The sequence below is a fragment of the Mucilaginibacter sp. dw_454 genome, from assembly GCF_018449775.1.
Classification (GTDB): Bacteria; Bacteroidota; Bacteroidia; order Sphingobacteriales; family Sphingobacteriaceae; genus Mucilaginibacter.
Genome location: NZ_JAAVVB010000006.1, coordinates 1 through 18,729 on the forward strand (window position 1 = coordinate 1; position 18,729 = coordinate 18,729).

General features: G+C 41.5%; 10 protein-coding genes. 4 read left to right on the forward strand and 6 right to left on the reverse strand.

The window, feature by feature from the left end; genetic code table 11:
• The first annotated feature begins 96 nt into the window (after positions 1–96).
• The 4 genes from HB679_RS16740 to HB679_RS16755 all read left to right on the forward strand — a co-directional run bounded on the left by HB679_RS16740 (position 97) and on the right by HB679_RS16755 (position 6,816).
• Positions 97–1,986: a DUF4983 domain-containing protein gene (locus HB679_RS16740; RefSeq protein WP_214073166.1), complete on the forward strand. Its 1,890-nt coding sequence runs from the start codon at positions 97–99 to the stop codon at positions 1,984–1,986.
• A gap of 73 nt (positions 1,987–2,059) precedes the next feature.
• A complete protein-coding gene (locus HB679_RS16745; protein ID WP_214073167.1) occupies positions 2,060–3,544 on the forward strand; it encodes a hypothetical protein in 1,485 nt (494 codons plus the stop codon).
• 88 nt (positions 3,545–3,632) lie between these two features.
• Positions 3,633–4,670, forward strand: a complete 1,038-nt coding sequence (locus HB679_RS16750; protein ID WP_214073168.1) for a PKD domain-containing protein — start codon at positions 3,633–3,635, stop codon at positions 4,668–4,670.
• Positions 4,671–5,235: 565 nt separating this feature from the next.
• Positions 5,236–6,816, forward strand: coding sequence for a CotH kinase family protein (locus HB679_RS16755; RefSeq protein ID WP_214073169.1), 1,581 nt, complete (start codon positions 5,236–5,238; stop codon positions 6,814–6,816).
• A gap of 27 nt (positions 6,817–6,843) precedes the next feature.
• Here the strand turns inward: HB679_RS16755 and HB679_RS16760 are convergent, their stop codons facing one another.
• From HB679_RS16760 to HB679_RS16785, 6 genes are all read right to left on the reverse strand, one after another.
• Positions 6,844–8,289, reverse strand: coding sequence for a TolC family protein (locus tag HB679_RS16760; protein ID WP_255547644.1), 1,446 nt, complete (start codon positions 8,287–8,289; stop codon positions 6,844–6,846).
• 1 nt (position 8,290) lies between these two features.
• The gene (locus tag HB679_RS16765; protein WP_214073170.1) at positions 8,291–8,968 is read right to left on the reverse strand and encodes an ABC transporter ATP-binding protein; all 678 of its coding nucleotides are present in this window, start codon (positions 8,966–8,968) and stop codon (positions 8,291–8,293) included.
• Between the two features lie 134 nt (positions 8,969–9,102).
• Positions 9,103–11,475 carry an ABC transporter permease gene (locus HB679_RS16770; RefSeq protein WP_214073171.1) on the reverse strand — a complete coding sequence of 791 codons (2,373 nt, stop codon included), beginning with the start codon at positions 11,473–11,475 and terminating at the stop codon, positions 9,103–9,105.
• A 13-nt stretch (positions 11,476–11,488) separates the two neighbouring features.
• Complete coding sequence (locus tag HB679_RS16775) at positions 11,489–13,900, reverse strand: ABC transporter permease (RefSeq protein WP_214073172.1); 2,412 nt, start codon at positions 13,898–13,900, stop codon at positions 11,489–11,491.
• 18 nt (positions 13,901–13,918) lie between these two features.
• Positions 13,919–16,342: an ABC transporter permease gene (locus HB679_RS16780; protein WP_214073173.1), complete on the reverse strand. Its 2,424-nt coding sequence runs from the start codon at positions 16,340–16,342 to the stop codon at positions 13,919–13,921.
• Positions 16,343–16,353: 11 nt separating this feature from the next.
• The gene (locus HB679_RS16785) at positions 16,354–18,723 is read right to left on the reverse strand and encodes an ABC transporter permease (protein ID WP_214073174.1); all 2,370 of its coding nucleotides are present in this window, start codon (positions 18,721–18,723) and stop codon (positions 16,354–16,356) included.
• Positions 18,724–18,729: the final 6 nt, after the last annotated feature.

Here is an 18,729-nt window from a genome sequence, read left to right on the forward strand (position 1 = left end):
AATTGTTACATTTGCGTTAACAAATTCTCTAAGCTACTGTGCCGCAAGGGTATAGTAGCTTCTATAAACCGAACGAACTTAAATTAATTATATAATATGAAAAATTTTAAAGCCAAATTACTTGGTGTATCACTTTTTGTATTGACTTTGGCTGTTGTGTCATGTAATCATAACTTTGACAAAGTTGTACCTCCTTCACCTCCTTTTGGGCAAGGTGTTGTGTATAAGACGCCAAAAGTACTTTATATTATCGCAGATGGGGCGAGAGGTACTTCTGTAAGAGATGCGAATATCCCGAATCTCAATAGTCTTACACCAAATGCTATTTACAGCTGGAATTCATTGGCTGACACTAACCAGGTAGATGCCACCAACTGGGCAGATATGATTACCGGTGTATTACCAGCTAAACACAATGTATTAAGTGAAAATTTCGCCGGAAATGCATTGGCTACTTATCAGCCAATATTTGCGAGAATAAAATCAGTTAGACCTAACTTCCGTTCGGTTGCGCTTTCTACGTCGGCTGCTTTTAAAGCTAATTTAACAACAGGTGCAGATGATTCTGAGCTGTTTACAGGCGATGATGCATTAACAACTGCGGCAGCTAATTTGATAAAGACTGACACTGCCCAAATGGTGGTAGCACAGTTTTCGGACATTGAAGCGGCTGGTAAAGCTGCGGGTTCAGGTTTTGACAATAAATACGCACCTTATAAAGCTGCGATCGAAAAGTTTGATACTCAGGTAGGTACTATTTTAACTGCTTTAAAATCAAGAACAACTTACAGCAGCGAGAATTGGATGATTATTGTTACTTCTAACAGAGGTGGAGCATTTACGCTTCCTGCTGGTCAAGATGACAAAACTATTTTCAGTAATACCAGTGCTAATACATTTACAATAATTTACGCTCAAACGTTCAATCCTACTTTCATTGCTAAGCCTTTTGTGGGTAATAGCTATAGCGGTAATTCGGTTGAGTTTTTAGGCGACCCTCAACAAGGTGTAGCCCAAGCAGATCAGCTTAAATCTCAAGCGTTTAATTTCGCCGATTCAAGTTATTCAATTGAGGTTAAAGTTAAAAAACATAAAAACCCGGTTAACGTATCCAGAGGCGATTATTACTACACATGGCCTGGATTTATGGGTAAGAAAAAAGACAATGGTTCCGGCAATCCGTCAACTGGTTGGGGTGGTAACAACAACAGCCCGGGTTGGGACTTCTGTTTATTCCAAAACAGGTGGAGATTCATGCCGGTTGGTATAAACAGTGTTGCTAACGGTGAAGAAATAGCCGGCTTGGAATTTACCGGCGACACCTGGCATGATTTGCTTGCTGTAATGGAAAGAAGACCTGACGGTACCACGCTTGCCAGACTGTATACAGATGGTGTACCGGGTATATGTAACAAAGGTAGTTATAGCCAAACAAATCCATTGACCACCGGTTGGACAGTACAGAATGATCCAAATCAAGGCAACGCAAGTGGTAACCCAGCTCCTAGTTCTGACATTAACGGGGATAACAATTCTATACTACGTTTAGGATATACCCCGGGTGAAATGGATGGTGGTACAACTCCATCTACTTTTGGAAAGATTGATGTCGATCTTAAAGAATTAAAAATCTTCAGAGCGGCTTTACCAGAAAATGTTGCTAAACAATATGCTTGCGATCAGAGCATCGACGTAAGTCACCCTTACTTTGCTTACCTGATTGGTTACTGGCCAATGGATGAAGGTACAGGTACAACGATTCATGATAAAGGCCCTATCGGTGCAGACTTTACTTTAAGCGCACAACAAGCAGGCGGTTACAAATGGAATCAGTTTACTAATGATTTGATCTGTTCTCCTGCAGCAACTAACTTGAGTTTATTAGTTCCGAAGAACGCTGATCTTCCTACCCAAATTTTGAGCTGGTTTAATATACCACGCCAAAGCTCATGGGCCTTAGACGGTAAAGTTTGGATTTCAAACTAAGAAAAATATATAAAGTAAGAGCCACTTAAAAAGGGCTCTTACTACTTAACGTATTATTAATTTCAAAGACGAAATGAAAAAAATTCTTATCCACTTGCAATTCGCTCTTGTTGGAGCAGTTGCTATGATTGCCACATCTTGTCAACATGAAAAGTTAGCCGATGCAATAAAAGAGCAATCTTTTGCCACGGTTAATGCTTCATTACCTTCAAGGATTGACATAACCTCTGCAAGTACCTTTACACTTACTGGGGCAAGTTTAACCGTTCCTACTACGGTGACTTTTTCGCAGCCAACAGCCACTGCTTTCACGCTTAACTTATCTACTAACACTGATACCGTTGCAAATTTAGTGACTTCGGGTGTGTTGGCGCCAGGTACTGTAGCTTTTTCATCAGGTGCAGCAGCTGTTACTCCACAAATAACTGTACCTGCTGGTGTTAGCTCTGTTAGCTTTAATATTATTGTTAGCCGCTCTGCTTTAGAGGTTGGTTTTGGTAAAACACTGGCGGCTGTAATTAAAGTATCTGCGCCTACTAAAGGTAATCAAATTGCCAGCGGTAAAAATGCGTTGGTTTTTACAGTTAAAACTAATGATATAATTGATCCTGCATCAATTCACGACGTTAGTTTTGGAGTAACCAATAAGGTGTTTATTGTTGATGCTGCTGCTGCAAATTATACGCTTGGCTCGCTTAACATTACCGTTAATATTCCGGTGGTTTTAAATGGTGATCCCGGCGACCAATTCACGGTTAATGCAGTTTCTGTACCTGACAGCGTAACAAAAGCAATTACTAGCGGAGTTTTACCTAACAATAGCGTTTTATATCCTGACGCAAACATCTCTGTTAATAATCCTACAGTAACCATTCTTGCTGGTACTAATACAGCTATATTAAGTTTTAATACCAAAATTAATACGTTATTGGCAGTACAACCGGCACCCGCTACTCCGTCAAATACATTGCCTACGGTAGCATTTACATTGAAAAATGCATCTAAGTACCAGGTATCGCCTACAAGAATTACCACAGTTTATGCAGTGCTGGATCCTAACTTCTTCAGACCATATTACGGTACTCCGTTCTTGATAAAAGGTACCGTTGGTGCTGTTTCAGACCCAATTTACTGCGCTTACTATGACTTTGGTGGTGAAGGCGTTGCTTACCATGATGATAATAATAAAGATGGCGACGGTAGCTGGAGAAACCCAGACTATGTTGACGTTAACCCTGACTACACTCCAAGATCTGTAGTTGGTTGGACAGCGTCTGGCGAGTGGTTAAGCTTTAGTATTAATGTTGAGACTACTGGTAACTATCAAATCAATTCAATGATTGGTGGTAACTCAACAGGTCGTTTCTACTCATTATTCCTGGATGGCCAGAGACTAAATGCGGATCCGATGCCGGTAATATATACCTCTAACTATAATAATCAAGGCCCGAATCTTTACAATCACGTATTAACCCAAGGTTACCACATTATAAAAATGTACTGGGATAATGCTGATTATGACGTTCGCGGCATGATTATGACCCGCTTAGCCAATTAAGAAATAAACCCTAATTTATATTCCTAATTTATTTAAACTATTTATTGTTATGAGAGAATTAACGAAACCACTGGGCTTGCTATTTTGTATGGGAGCCCTAATAATCTCATCTTGCTCTAAGAAAGTAGAACCAATATCAGCGGATCCAACAATTATAAACCCGATAGCGGACTACACTATTACGCAAGATCCTACAGACGGATTTACGTTCAAATACAATAACTTATCAAAGAATTTCACTAAACTGGAGTGGAGATTTGGCGATGATACGTTGAATACTGATGATAGCCCTACGCATACTTTCCTTTCGCCGGGCAAGTATACCACGGATTTGAAAGCATTTTCGAGCACGGGCAATTTTTCACACAAGTACACCGATATCTTAATCGATCCAGATAAGATTTTAGCAGTAACAACTGCTAAAACAGGTGTTACTGGTCAGTTGAAATTCTCGGCTGTATTTCAGGGAAAAATAGCAACTATAGCCTGGACTTTTAATGATGCCAGGGCAAATCCTGCGATTGTTACTCACAGTACAGATTTGAATCCGATAGTAACTTTTCAGTTAGGTACTTTTAATAGTTTCTCAGTGACTGTAACCAGCGATAAAGGTTCTTCTGTAACTATTACCAAAAACGTAACTACAGAAGGTCTTGCAACTGATATTACGCAATCACGTATTTATGCTCATTCATCAAACGAGAACTTTAATCAAGTTAACGAGAACTCTCCGCATTTGATTGACGGTAACATAAAAACCAAGTTTGGCTATTATGCTTCGTTCCCTGTACCTGAAATTTACACACTGCAGTTTCCTGCACCGGTTGTAATAAAACTGTACGGTTTATGTAATGGTAATGACTCAGGTACCTCTCGTGACCCTAAAGAATGGTATATCGAAGGATCGAATGATGGTAACGCCTGGAGTACTTTAGATCATATTACCTTAGTTAAAGGTTTTTATGACATGGCAACTGATGCCGGCGCTACCAGCGATGCTCAGCGATACAACAGATGGTGGTACTATCCAATTCCGCAGCCAACAGCATTTAGCTGGGTTCGTTGGAGAATTGTATCAACTTTCCAAAGTGCATTCCAAATGGATGAAATGGCTTTCTTCAAATAAGAAAAGCTGAATTGTTTAAAAATATTAAACCGGTTGCTTGAAGCAGCCGGTTTTTTTTGTGACATTTTGAACCTGCCTTAATAATTTTAAGTTGAATTGTTAACCCTGGAATTTAGCTCTTAAAGCAATATTCAATAAGTATCGCTCACAAATAAGATTAAACCTGGCTGCAGCGTAATATTCTGGTTGGCCTTTTAAAAGAAACTTGTTTTGCTTATGGGTAAATACGCCCCCGTCCTTCAACTCCCCAAAAGCTGATTATAAGTTATATACGCTGCGATTCATTCACTTAAATTTTAAATGGATATTAAATTGTTACAGTAACGTTTTTGTGTTAACTGCATTATTCTTTAGCTATCATATAGATTTATACCACCTAATGAGTTTTTTCGACGCGGGAAATTTGTCTCGGGTTTATTTTTAATCTGCTTTTAATTTTTAATAAACAGATAATCTGCAACTTAGTGTTCCTTTTTAAACGTCTTGATTATTAGTTACCGCATGTACTACCCGCATAGTACTTTAATGCCTTATATTTTATATACAAAACTCCCGCGTCTTATCAATGAAAATATTTTACTTATTGTATTTGCCAGTTATTGTATTGCTTGTAAGCGCTTGCAAGAAGAATGCTGTTGATGAAAATAAGCAGAGTACCACATTAAATAATGGCAGCGGTGGAAAAACTAGCCCTACATCGCCTACATCTGCCCCGCGACTGATCAATTTGAAAATAAATGGTGCCAGTTGCGCCTACGACTCGCTAAGTGTGTCCTACTACTATCCGGTTGCGGTGGGTACCACACTTACCGGGTACACAATTTCTTTCGACACCACTACTACCGCTGCTGTTTTCATCAATAAAGTACGTATCAAAAATGGTGGCATAGTTAATACACCATTGGCTACTAATACCAAGCTCACGCTTACTGCGGTTAATAATAAAATCACAGCGACATATAACTTGATAGCCACAGGTATGCCTGTAGTAATGTTAACCGCAGGTGCCCAAATAGGCGACGATGACATCAACGCTACTTTAGATGTGATTGACCCTGATTACCAAAGTCAGCATAGTAAAATAGAAACGGTCTCTAAGATTAATATTTCACTACGTGGGGAAACATCCCGTTATTATCCAAAAAGTTCTTTTGCTATTCATACCGTCGACAATGCTAACAACGCTACAGATGTTTCATTTTTGGGATTGCGAGACGATAACGACTGGATTTTGGACGCTATGTACATAGACCAATCGCGTATGCGTAACAGGTTGTGCACGGATATTTGGAATAGTTTTAACAACGTACCCTATATTGCCAGCGAGCCAACTGCGTTAAATGGCACACGTGGTTATATGAGCGAAGTGTTTTTAAACGGAAAATATAATGGTATATATTGCTTAACTGAGAAACTTGACCGTAAACAATTGCAAATAAAAAAGCAATACGGTGATATGTATAAAGCCAAAGACTGGACGGACGAGACCGATTTGCAAGCGGTTGCACCATTTGATAATAACAGCGATACATGGGAAGGCTGGGAACTTGAGTATCCTGATTTAGGAGATAGCCCTGCGCCAGACTGGACTTATCTATACAATGAAATTAATTTTATAGGCACTTCCAGTGATGCCGATTTTATTAAACAGATAAGCGCCAAAGTTGATTTGAACAACGTGGTAGATTACTTTATTTTTATGAATATCCTTGAGGCTTGGGATAATCAGAATAAAAATACATATTTCAGTTTTTACGATATTCGTACAGCTCCGGCTTTCTTTTACTCGCCATGGGATCTGGATGGTACCATGGGGGGTGATGCAGCGGGGGGGCATGAGACAAACGCTCTGGTTGAAGCCGGCAACAATTACCTTTATCAACGATTATTGAAATTAAACCCGAATAATTTTAAGGATTTGCTTAAACAACGCTGGAACTCGTTAAAAAGCAGTCAGCTTAGTAAATCTGTTGTTGCGGCGCGTATTGAAACTTATCGCAGTTTATTGGTTAATACTAATGCTTTTGCCCGCGAGCGCTTAGTATGGAATAACATCACTCAGGATTTGAATCCGGAAGCAAGTTATATGACCACCTGGTACAGTGCGCAGTACGATCTGTTTGATACCTACGTAAATAATTTATAGCCGACGATCTTTACGAATCAATGAGTGCTACTGTAATGATAGCTTGCCCTGGTAATAATCTAAAATTTTGGTGCGTACCAGGTAGTCATACCGGGCATTAATCAGGCTTACTTTAGCTCTGTCCAGATTGCCTTTTACAATAATAAAATCAACAGAGGTTATAGCGCCTGCATCAAAACGTATCTCGGCAATCCTGTATGATTCTGTATACGCGTCAACCTGCTTTACAAGTAATTGATAACGATCATAGGCCGCCGTCATATTAGCAAAAGCCTGATCTACATTTACTCTTAATTGCACCTGATTGGTTTGCTCATTATACCGTTGTGTTTGCAGGTCAATTTTGGCAAGCTTTATTTTATTACGGTTCTGGAAATAATTTAATATAGGGATGTTTAGCCCCAGGCTAACTACGGTGCTGTAATTACTTCTGAACTGATCGCCATAGCTGATATTTTGATTCGCATAATTTTGCTGCACGGTGTAAACCGATTGCCTGCCAGACGGTGTTTGAATAAACTGGTTGGTAGGCACCACAGCAGAATCAACAAACAAAGACCGCTGGGCTGCGCTTGAATAATTGGTGCTTAATCCGCCCGATAAAGAAAGCGTAGGTAACAGGTAGCCTTTAGCTACCGCAACATTTTTTTCGGCGCTTTGGCGACGTAAAATGCCGGCTTTTATGAGTGCAAAGTTGTTAAATGAGATGTTATAAACGTCATCGGCGGTTTGATTATAAACCGTGGGTGAAGCATCTATCGCCTGGCGCTGAAAACGGATGTCTTTGCGGTAATTGACATTCATGATCTGCAACAAATCGAGCCTGGCCACAGTTAACGTATTTTGCGCACTAATAACGCCAATCTGATCATTAGCTAATTGGCCCCTCAAATCATAAAGCTGTGATGGGGGTACTGCACCATCTTTGTTAAGCAACTCAGTGCGCTCTTCTTGCTTTTGAGTAGTTAGCTCTTGAGTATTGGCTTGTGTAAGCTGGTCTTCGCTGCTTAATACTTGTAAATAGGCAGTGATCAGCTTTAGCGTTAAATCATTTTTAGCTTGTTCAAAATCCATCTGCCCGGCCTGGTAAGCCAAAGCTGTTTGGCGAATGCTATTTTGAAGTGTCAATCCACTAGACAAGACCAACCCTCCAGATAGATTATAGTTAGCCGAAGTAATAGACTGATTTAAATAACCATTGGTGAAAGGGTTTAAGCTGCGGCCCTCGCTTAACGAATGATCTATAGATCCGTTGATGGTAGGTAACAGGTTCTCGCGGGCTTGCTGCCAGTAAATACGGCTGGCTTCCATCTGAGCTTCGGTTTGTCTTACCTGCAGATTGTTTTTTATGCCGATATCAAGGCATTGCTGCAAGGTTAGCACGCTATCGGTAACCATTTGCTGTGCACGCGCTACCTCACTTGCCAATAATACTACTGCAGCTAGTAATAACCGTTTTATTGATTTACGCATTTTAAACATTTTTTGATGATTCCACTGTCCCGTCCAGCAGGTTAATAATGCGCGATCCGTATTCGGCATTCTTTTCAGAATGCGTTACCTGTATAATGGTCATACCTTCTTCTTTATTCAGCTTCTTGAACAGCTCCATAATCTCGTCGCCTTGTTTAGAGTTAAGGTTGCCGGTAGGCTCGTCGGCCAATAATAATTTAGGGCTGACGATAAGCGCACGGGCTATACCCACCAATTGCTGCTGTCCGCCTGAAAGCTGTGATGGAAACAGATCCTTTTTGCCTACGATCTGGAAACGGTCCAGCATATCGGCTACCAGAGCTTTACGCTCGTCCGATTTGATGTTATGATAAAGTAAGGGAGTTTCGATGTTTTCATAAACGGTCAGCTCATCAATCAAATGATAGGCCTGAAACACAAAGCCAATATTTTCTTTGTACAAAGCCTGGCGTTGCTTTTCTTTGAGCTGATGGATGGGCTGATTCAGGAAATAGTGATATCCATCTGTCGGCTCATCCAGCATGCCGATGATATTTAACAACGTTGATTTACCAGAACCCGACGGACCCATGATAGATACAAACTCGCCGGCGTCAACATCCAGGTTGATATTATTAAGGATGCTGGTTTTTAAATTGCCGGCTTTATAGTATTTAGATATATTTTTAAGTGATAACATGGTGCCAATATATTAATTAACGTACCAATTATATAAGTGGTTGATTTATAGTTGTTTTATTGCGAATTGGAATGCTGGCTCGTTCGCTATTGCACGGTAGGTGTTCGGTTTTGATACAGTGTTTTTTGGCGGTTTTATTCGTTACGCAAACTATCAACCGGGTTTGCAAGCGCGGCTTTAACCGATTGCAGACTGACAGTTATAAACGCTATCGCGATAGCCAGTACGCCGGCTACGGCAAAGATCCACCATTGTACTTCTACACGATAAGCAAAGCCCTCCAGCCATTTATGCATTATCCACCAGGCAACAGGCGAGGAGATAAACATAGCAACCAGTACTATCACCAGGAAGTCTTTTGACAGCAACATGCTGATCTGCGTTACAGAAGCGCCTAAAACCTTACGTATGCCAATTTCTTTGGTGCGATGAAGGGTTATGATGGATATCAATCCCAATAGCCCCAGCGAGCTTATAAAAACGGCAATCCCCGATGCCATCCAGATGAGCTTTTGTTGGAGACTCTGCGTTTTGTATAGATCGGCTATTTCGTCATCAATAAAATGATAGCTGAACACCTGGTCGGGGAAAGTATGCAGATATTCTTTTTGGATAGCCGCCAATGCGGTTTCAGACTTGCTACCGGACAGTTTAATGGCTACGTTTTGTTGCAGATACTGATTTTCGAGTATAATGGATGGTTCTATAGGCTCAAGCAATGAGCGCACGTTGAAATCTTTAACCACACCTACAATTATGCCCTTTCCATCAATCTCTAACTTCTTACCTAATATTTCATCGTAGCTTTTTAAATGAAGCATTTTAACCATGGTTTGGTTAGCTACGTATTCAGGAATAGGAGTGTTACTGCGAATATTACGACCTGCCAGCAGGTGTAAGCCAAACGTGTGCATGTAAGCCGAGTCGCCTATGGCAAAACGCGCCGGCCATTTTTCCCAACCGCGGTCGGCAAACTTCATGGTGGCACCTCTTTGACTGTCGCTTGAAGGCCCTTTGCTGCAAAAGGTAAGTGACTGCACACCCGGAATGCTTTGTAAGCGTTGACGCAGCAGATCTTTTTGGGTTTGCGGCACATCGCCCACCGGCACCATCACCACAAATTTACGATCGAAACCTGTGTCTGTATTTTTTAAGAACCGCACCTGCATCACAATAATAATGGTGCTAATAATCAATACCTGCGCTACTACATTTTGCAACAATACCAAGGCCCTGCGGCTCACGCCCGCCTTTACGTTTAACACATTATTTTTTAGTGCCTGGAAGATATTGGCGCGACTTAAAAGTAAAGCCGGATAAATACCTGTTCCAATAGTAATCACCACCAAAATAATCGCCAAAAACAAAACCATTTGACTGTATGACAGAATGTGTACCGGGTTGCCATCAAACAGTAATTGATTAACCGTCGGCAATACAAGTATAACACCCACTACAGCCACTACAATAGCTATCAGGACATTTAATAACGACTCGATCATAAACTGGCTAAACAGCTGCCCGGTTGAACCGCCTAATATCTTGCGCGTACCAATCTCCACGCTGCGACGAGTTTGCCCGGCTATCACCAGGTTAATATAATTAATGCCGGCAATAATGATGATCAGCAAACCGATAATGACCAGCATAACTAAAAGTGGTTTCTGCACCTTACCTGCATAGCGCATGTCAAAATGCATATCACTCAACGGCAATAATTTAAAGTGATAGTAATTAAGCGCACCTGCACCCAGCCGTTGTTTGGTTAAAGTTGTTAATTGCTGTTCTACAGTTGCTTTTTGAGCAGGATTGGTAAGCGATACGAATAAGCTGTTGGTACGATTTAAATATCCCCAATCGGTATAAAATGTTGGTTCAATTTTGGGCTGTAGGTTTTTTATAGAAAGAAAAGAAAGATAGATGTCTGATTTTAAATCGGTATTGTAAGGAGCATCTGCCAACACACCAATAACCTTAACGCGCTGCCCATTGATCTCTAACGTATGGCCAACAGCATCAGCGTCGCCAAAATATTTTTTGGCTTGCGTTTGTGTTAGCGCCGCAGTATTTGGTTGATCCAACTGAGAAGCATTGCCTTCAAGCCAATTGTAACTAAACATTTTAAACCAGGCCGAGTTGGTGAAGGCTATGTTTTGATCTTCTTTGAAACGTTTGTTAACGTCGCCATTAACATTTACAATAAAGCTTTGGTTATTTACCGATACTGCTGCTTGTTGTACATAAGTCGAATCGACACGTAACGCGTCATAGGCAGCGATAGAACTGCCTTTATCATATTCTGTTCTTTCGAAATGCAACTCATAGACCACCCTGAAAATATTTTCGGGATGCTTATGGTAACGGTCAAAACTTAACTGGTAGCTGGTATACAGGTAAATCAAGATCCCGCAGCCAATAGCTATTGCCAGGCCCGAAATATTCAGGATAGAATAAAACTTACGTTTAATAATGCTGCGCCAGGCAAGCTTTAAATAATTTTTGATCATACGATATTGCCCATTATTCGCTTCTTAAACTTTTAACAGGGTTAGCAATAGCCGCTTTTATTGATCTGAAACTAATAGTGATCAACGCTATAAACAATGAAAGTACTGCTGTTAGCACAAACACGCTTAATTTAATATCAATACGATAGGCAAAAGTTTCCAGCCATTTGTGCATGGCATACCAGGCCAATGGCCAGGCCAGCAGATTAGCAATCAATACCAGTTTTACGAAATTTCCGGATAGCATGAGCACAATGTTTTGTACCGATGCGCCCAGCACTTTGCGTACGCCAATCTCTTTTACCCGCTGTTCTGCCGAGTAAGAAGCCAAACCAAACAGGCCCAGGCAGGATATAAAAATAGCCAGGCCGGCCAATATACCGACGATCTTGCTTACCTGGTTGTCGGCCTTATAAACATCGTTAAAATGGTCGTCCAGGAATTGGTATTCGAACGGGCGATCCGGGAAATTTTTTGTCCAGACTGATTTGATAAAAGCGACCGCGTCGTCCGCCTTATTGCCGTTTATTTTTACAGACAGCTGGCTAAATCCCCAATCCCGCTGATAAATCATAAACATGGTTTCTACTTTGTAATGCAGCGAGTTGAAATTGAAGTTTTTAGAGATCCCGGTGATCACACCTAACGAATCATGACCAAAATGCTGGCCTATCAATGAAGATAGTTTAGCGTTTTTAGGTTGATCTTTTAATAACTCATGCGCCAACTGTTCGTTAACAATGTACTCCTTGCCGCTGGCGCCTCTTTCTGGTGAGAAGTCTTTGCCTTCAATCAGTTTAATATTGAACAGCTTCAAATAGTTATTGTCTACCACTAATTGCGTCAAACCAAAATCCCGGGCAGGGCCGTTTGAAGGCCTGAAGGTTACACCGGTTTGATCCAGGTGGCTGCCCAAAACATCCTGCGAAGCGGTAACATCACTAATCAATGCGTTAGCCTTCAATTGTTGTTTGATCAGATCGTATTTAGAATCGGTATTACCATCCAGCGGTACGGTTACAATTTGCTCGCGCGTAAAGCCCGGGTCTTGACTCTGCATAAAGTGTAGTTGCTTCACTACGAAAATGGTGGCTATCATTAAAAATACCGCACTGGTAAATTGCCCCACTACTAATATGTTCCTGAAAGTGCCTTTGTTTTTGCCCGTCTCGATACTACCCTTTAATACTTTAACCGGTTTGAAAGATGAAAGATAGATAGCCGGGTAAATACCCGAGATAACGCCTACAAAAATGGTAAATCCGATGATGGCCAGCGCCTGGCCGGGATTGGTAAAGAAGTTAAGGCTCAATTCGCGGTCGGCAAGTTGGTTGATATAGTGTAACGAGAGCCAAACCAGCAACAAACCTAATACCATAGCAATTAGCGCCAGCATAACGGTTTCGCCCAAAAACTGAACAGCCAATTCAAAGCGACCGGCACCTATTGATTTACGTACGCCAACCTCCTTAGCCCGCTCGGCAGAACGCGCGGTGGACAGGTTCATGAAGTTAATGCAGGCAATGGTAAGCACGATCAATGCTATAATAGCAAACAGATTAGTAGAATGCCCGTCAAATTTGCGGAAGTTAATGTAATCCAGACCGATATCTGAGGTATTTGCATGAATGTCTCTTAACGGAAGAAAAAACAGCTGGTAAAATTTATTAATGTCTGGCCGGTTAGAATATTTAACCAGGTAAGCCGGCATTTTACGCTCGAATGCTTTTACATCTGTACCGGCATTAAGCTCAACGTAGGTATCCATCCAGTTGCCGCCCCAACCCAGCAAATCGGTGGGTTTGTAACTGCTGCTCATGGAGTATAACGCATCAAACTGTATTTGCGAGTTTTTAGGAACGTCTTTTAAAATGCCGGTGATTACAAAGTTCAGGCTGTCTTGCTTAACATCTCCGTAATGGCCTATTGTCTTACCAACTACATCTGTAGTACCAAATATTTTGTTGGCTGTAGACTCTGTCAACAAAATGCTGTTAGGTTTTTCAAGTGCCGATTTACGGTCGCCATTAATCAAAGCAAAATCAAACATTTGCAAAAAGGTCGAATCGACCGCCAATACTTGCGGCAGGTATAACTTGTTGTCGTTGTGTGTTAGCGTATATTTATTACGCCACCTTACCCTTGAGAAATTCTTTACCTGCGGAAATTCGTGCTTTAAAGTTGGACCCATGGGCGGCATGCTTAACCCTACTTTTTGCGCCGCCATGCCGGGAAAGGTTTGTACCTCATTTAACCGGTATACATTTTTGGTTTGAAAGTTATCAAAGCTCTTTTCATAAAAAACAAAAAGCATAATGACGATACAGGCGGCCATACCTACAGCAAGGCCGATAATATTTAACGCTGAAAAAACCTTGTTTTTCCAAAGATTTCTCCAAGCTGTTTTGATATAGTTTTTGATCATAATTATAGTTTTTATCTATTACTCGCTTCTTAAACTTTTAACCGGTGTTGCCAGTGCAGCCTTAACGGCTTTGTAGCCTACGGTAAGCCAGGCCACTAACATGGAAGATACTATCGCCAGTACAAACACACCAACCGACAGTGGTATGCGGAAAACAAAATTTTGCAGCCAGCTATTCATCATATAGTAGGCTATAGGTGTAGCGATGATGAAGGATATGGTAATAAGCAGCATAAACTCTTTCGAGAACAGGTAAACAATACTGCTTACAGACGCGCCTAAAACTTTACGCACGCCAACCTCTTTAGTGCGCTGCACTACCATGAATGATACCAGGCCATACAGGCCCAGGCATGAAATGAAAACGGCTATCATGGCAAATATTTTATATACCAGCGCCAGTTGGTTTTCCTGCTTGTAAAACTCAGCTATATTTTGGTCGAGGAAGTAGCCGCTGTAAGCGTAGTCTGAATAAGTGTGCTCCCATTGCTTTTGAACGGAAGCTACGGTCCCCGCAAAGTTTGAGGTGCTCAGCTTAACTGCCACAATGCCTTGCTGCTTTTTGTTTTGCACTAGTACGATAGGCCTCACCGCATCGCGCATGGTATTGGTTTTAAAATCTTCAACGACGCCGACTATCGGGCGCCATTGGCCATTACCCAGTTTTACGCTCTTGCCAATAATAGAATTATAATCATGCACACCCACTTTTTGCGCAAAGGTTTCATTGATGACAACACCATTAGTTGTATCACTTTGGGTATAGGCATGCCCCGCTTTAAAACGCAGGCCAAAAGTTTTAAAGTAATCAGCATCGCCAAATTTTAGCGACGTCTGGTAGTTTTTATCGGTGGTATTATGGTCGAAATAAAAGTTGGTGGTCCAGTTATTTTGCGACGATGGCTGATCGGCCGTAAAGGTTACATTTTTAACGCCTGGCGTTTGTAATAACTGGGCTTTAAAAGGTGCTGATTTTTGCAGGCTAACACTATCTGTACTACCCGGAATAACGAGTATCGCTTCTTTGTTAAAACCTAAATCGGCCGAGTTAATATAGTTCATTTGTCTAACGGCAACGATAGTTCCGATAATCAGTAATTGCGAGATAGAAAACTGCGCAACTACTAACACTCTGCGCAGCGGCACCCCGCCAACAGATGCTGCGGTAATCTTATTTTTAAGCGCCAGCACCGGCCTGAAACCAGATACTACTAAGGCGGGATAAATGCCAGAGATTAGCACAATCACTAAGGTAGTTGTTAATAAAAACAGGAGTGAGCCTATGCTAAACAAGCTGATATCATCAGGCACGCTGGCAATGTTTTTAAGGAAGGGCAGGGCCAGTTTTGCTATCGCGATAGCAATCAATAAAGCAAACAAAACAATCAATGTGGTTTCGCCCAGTGATTGCTTAATGAGCTGCGCACGACTGCTGCCTAACACCTTGCGAATGCCAACCTCTTTTGAACGGCCAACCGACTGCGCGGTAGACAGGTTAATGAAGTTGATGGATGCCATCAGGATGATCAAAACCGCAATTAATGATAAGGTGCGGATGGTAGCTTTGTTGGTGATATGATCGCCCAGAGAATTACCAAACCGGGTATTATAATGCAAGTCTGACAAAGCCTGCAGAAAATGAACTTTATGATCGTTGTCGTTGCCGCCATAGTGTTTTTTTGTAAATACTTTTAGCTGCGCATTAAGGTTACTAACTGTGGCATTGGCCGGTAGCAGCATAAATACCTGGTGATTACTGCTAACGGTGTTCCAGGAATCATCGGCATTATACTCATGTAAATGCGTTTTTAGCGTGGCGTACGATACCAGCACTTTCAACGGTAAGTCGCTGTTGCCTGGTACATCCTCAATAACACCGGCAACTTTAAGGTTGATCTGGTTATCCATTTTGATAACCCGGCCGGTGGCGCTTTGCCAGTCGCCAAAATATTTTTTAGCAGTGCTTCTGTCAACGACAACCATATTAGGCGCATTTAATACCGATGCATCGCCAGAGAGCCATTTGTATTTGAAAATGTCAAAAAACTGGGGCTGCATAAACATTACGCCGATTTCTTCAACAAACTTTTTATTGTCTGCGCCAAAATTGTTGGCATTAGCAGGCACCGTAAACTGGCTGTTATAAGCAGTATTTAAAGCAGCTAATTTTACTTGCGGAAAATCGGCTCGTAATGCGGCGGTTATAGGGTAGGGCGTACCCTCGCTATAGCTAATGCCATCGCCCAGGTCTTGCTGTAAAACTATGCGGTAAATGTTTTTATAATTAGGCTGAAATTTTTCATAACTCAGCTCAAACTGCACTACGACAAATATGAGTAGGCATGCAGCCACACCAATGGCTAAACCTGCAACGTTAATGGCCGAATATGCTTTGTGGCGTTTGATATTTCGCCAGGCTATTTTGAAATAATTTTTTAACATAATGATCAATTTTACTCGCTCCTCAAACTTTTAACCGGGTTAGCTAACGCGGCTTTGATAGATTGGAAGCTGATAGTGATTAATGCAATTAATATGGCCCCGACACCGGCCAGCGCGATTGTGATCCAATTAACTGATATGCGATAGACATAGCTCTCCAGCCACTTATCCATAGCATACCAGGCTATTGGCGATGCTATTAGTAATGATATCACAATCAGCAACAAAAAATCTTTGGATAGCATGGTGGTGATATTAAGCACACTGGCGCCCAATACTTTTCGAATACCAATCTCTTTAACTTTTACCTGTGCGGTATAGGTGGCCAGGCCAAACAAACCCAGGCATGAAATAAATATGGCTATGCCCGCAAAAATGCTGAACAGCATGCTGGTGCTTTGCTCGGTTTTATAAAGATTATTAAAATCATCATCCAGAAAATTGTATTCAAACGGAGGGTCGCCGTGATTGTATTGTACGTGATACTGTTTTACCAAATTAATGGCTGCGGCAGCGTTCTTGCCGGTAGTTTTCACAAACAGCTGTCCTGATTTTTCGGCATAAGAAAAGATAGCCGGCTCTATAACTTGTTTTAAGGATGCAAAATGGAAGTCTTTAACCACGCCTATGATGATGCCATTGCGCTGCCATAGTTTAAAGCGCTTACCTATGGGGTTTTTAATGCCTGCTTCTTTTATAGCCGTTTCATTCAGGATATAGTGAGAGGTATCCGACTTTTCGCCGGTGAAATTGCTGCCCGCAATCAGCTTAACTTTAAAAACCTTGATAAAATCCTGATCAATACTAAACGGATGGATAACCATGCTGGCAGTTGCCGGCTTACCGTCCCAATCTGTATCGCCGGTGGATGAATCGCCGTTTACGATGTTATCGCCAACGGCTACTCCGGTTATTTCGCGGTGACGCAATAGTTCAGCCTTAACAGCATCTTGATGTGGGTACATATTGTTGTACAGATTCACGGTAAATACATGGTCGCGGTCATAGCCTACTTGTGTAGTTTGGATATAATGCAGCTGGCGATTAATCACCAGCGTACCAATGATCAAACCAATAGAAAATGCGAATTGGCATACCACCAAAACCTTTCTGAAATTACCGCTGCCTACGCCGCTGGCCCGGCTTCTTAACGCGTCGATAGGTTTAAATGATGATAATAATATCGCCGGATAAATACTTGAAGCGGCTAGCGTAATAATAGTAGTAATACCTATGACCTTCCAAACACTGGTACTAAACAGGTCGAAGTGCATTTCTTTGTTTGCTATATGATTATAAAGCGGCATAATGGCATAGATTATCCCGAAAGCTAAAACCAATGCTATTAGGAAACACAGAGCCGTTTCAAACACAAACTGAAAGAAAAGATGCTTACGCTCAGCACCTATGATTTTGCGCACGCTAACTTCCTTACTGCGTAAAACCGATCTGGCGGTTGAAAGGTTAACGTAATTTATGCAGGCAATTAGCAATATTAACAAAGCTACAATACTGAAAATCTTTACAATTTCTGCTCCTGCAGATGTGAGATCCGGGTTATACAAATGGATATCGGCCAAAGGTTGTAACTGAAAAACACCATCGGTTGGTTTAATGCCTTTTTGCAACGACATATGTATGCGGGTCAGTTTATCGGCAATGGCTATAGGCGAGGCGTTAGCCTTCAATAATAAATAAGTGTCGGCCCAGTAATCGCCCCAATCCTCATCCATTGCTTTCCACATACCCTTGCCGTTATATTGTTTTTTGCGAACGTTTATAGAGAAAAGATAATCAGCCTGTATGGATGAATTAGCAGGCATATCTGCCATAACACCCGATACCGTATAGGGGTCTTTATCATCGCCTCTTAATACTTTTCCCATTGGGTCGGTATCGCCAAAATATTTTTTTGCTTCGGTAACAGATAAGATGATAGATTGATCTGTAGGGAAAGGTTTTTTAGGATCGCCTTTAAGTAGTTTGTAATCAAATACAGTAAAGAAAGCATCATCAACAAATTTCATTGTAGCGGTTCTGCGCAACAGCTTGTCTTTGTATCTGAATTTGCTGTAATCCATGTCGCCGACAACCCGCACTGCAGCTTCAACGCCAGGTACTTCTTTCGCAGCATGAAAAGCCACCGGCGCGGGGGTGCCTCCCCAAACCTGTTTACTGGCACCGGTTCCAATAGATGCATTTACTTTATAGATGCGATCAACTTTGGTATTGAATTTATCGTAGCTGGTTTCATCCTGCACCCAAAGCAATATCAATAAGCCAACGGCTAAGCCGACAGTAAGGCCAATTATATTAATGGCGCTGTAAAGCTTTTTGTTAACAATGTTGCGCCAGGCGATTTTGATGTAGTTCTTTAACATAATACT

What these genes read in the sequence shown, in the direction of transcription:
- HB679_RS16740 (WP_214073166.1), top strand. Translation starts at nt 97, where the DNA reads ATGAAAAATTTTAAAGCCAAATTACTTGGTGTATCACTTTTTGTATTG.
- HB679_RS16745 (WP_214073167.1), top strand. Translation starts at nt 2,060, where the DNA reads ATGAAAAAAATTCTTATCCACTTGCAATTCGCTCTTGTTGGAGCAGTT.
- HB679_RS16750 (WP_214073168.1), top strand. Translation starts at nt 3,633, where the DNA reads ATGGGAGCCCTAATAATCTCATCTTGCTCTAAGAAAGTAGAACCAATA.
- HB679_RS16755 (WP_214073169.1), top strand. Translation starts at nt 5,236, where the DNA reads ATGAAAATATTTTACTTATTGTATTTGCCAGTTATTGTATTGCTTGTA.
- HB679_RS16760 (WP_255547644.1), bottom strand. Translation starts at nt 8,289, where the DNA reads ATGCGTAAATCAATAAAACGGTTATTACTAGCTGCAGTAGTATTATTG.
- HB679_RS16765 (WP_214073170.1), bottom strand. Translation starts at nt 8,968, where the DNA reads ATGTTATCACTTAAAAATATATCTAAATACTATAAAGCCGGCAATTTA.
- HB679_RS16770 (WP_214073171.1), bottom strand. Translation starts at nt 11,475, where the DNA reads ATGATCAAAAATTATTTAAAGCTTGCCTGGCGCAGCATTATTAAACGT.
- HB679_RS16775 (WP_214073172.1), bottom strand. Translation starts at nt 13,900, where the DNA reads ATGATCAAAAACTATATCAAAACAGCTTGGAGAAATCTTTGGAAAAAC.
- HB679_RS16780 (WP_214073173.1), bottom strand. Translation starts at nt 16,342, where the DNA reads ATGTTAAAAAATTATTTCAAAATAGCCTGGCGAAATATCAAACGCCAC.
- HB679_RS16785 (WP_214073174.1), bottom strand. Translation starts at nt 18,723, where the DNA reads ATGTTAAAGAACTACATCAAAATCGCCTGGCGCAACATTGTTAACAAA.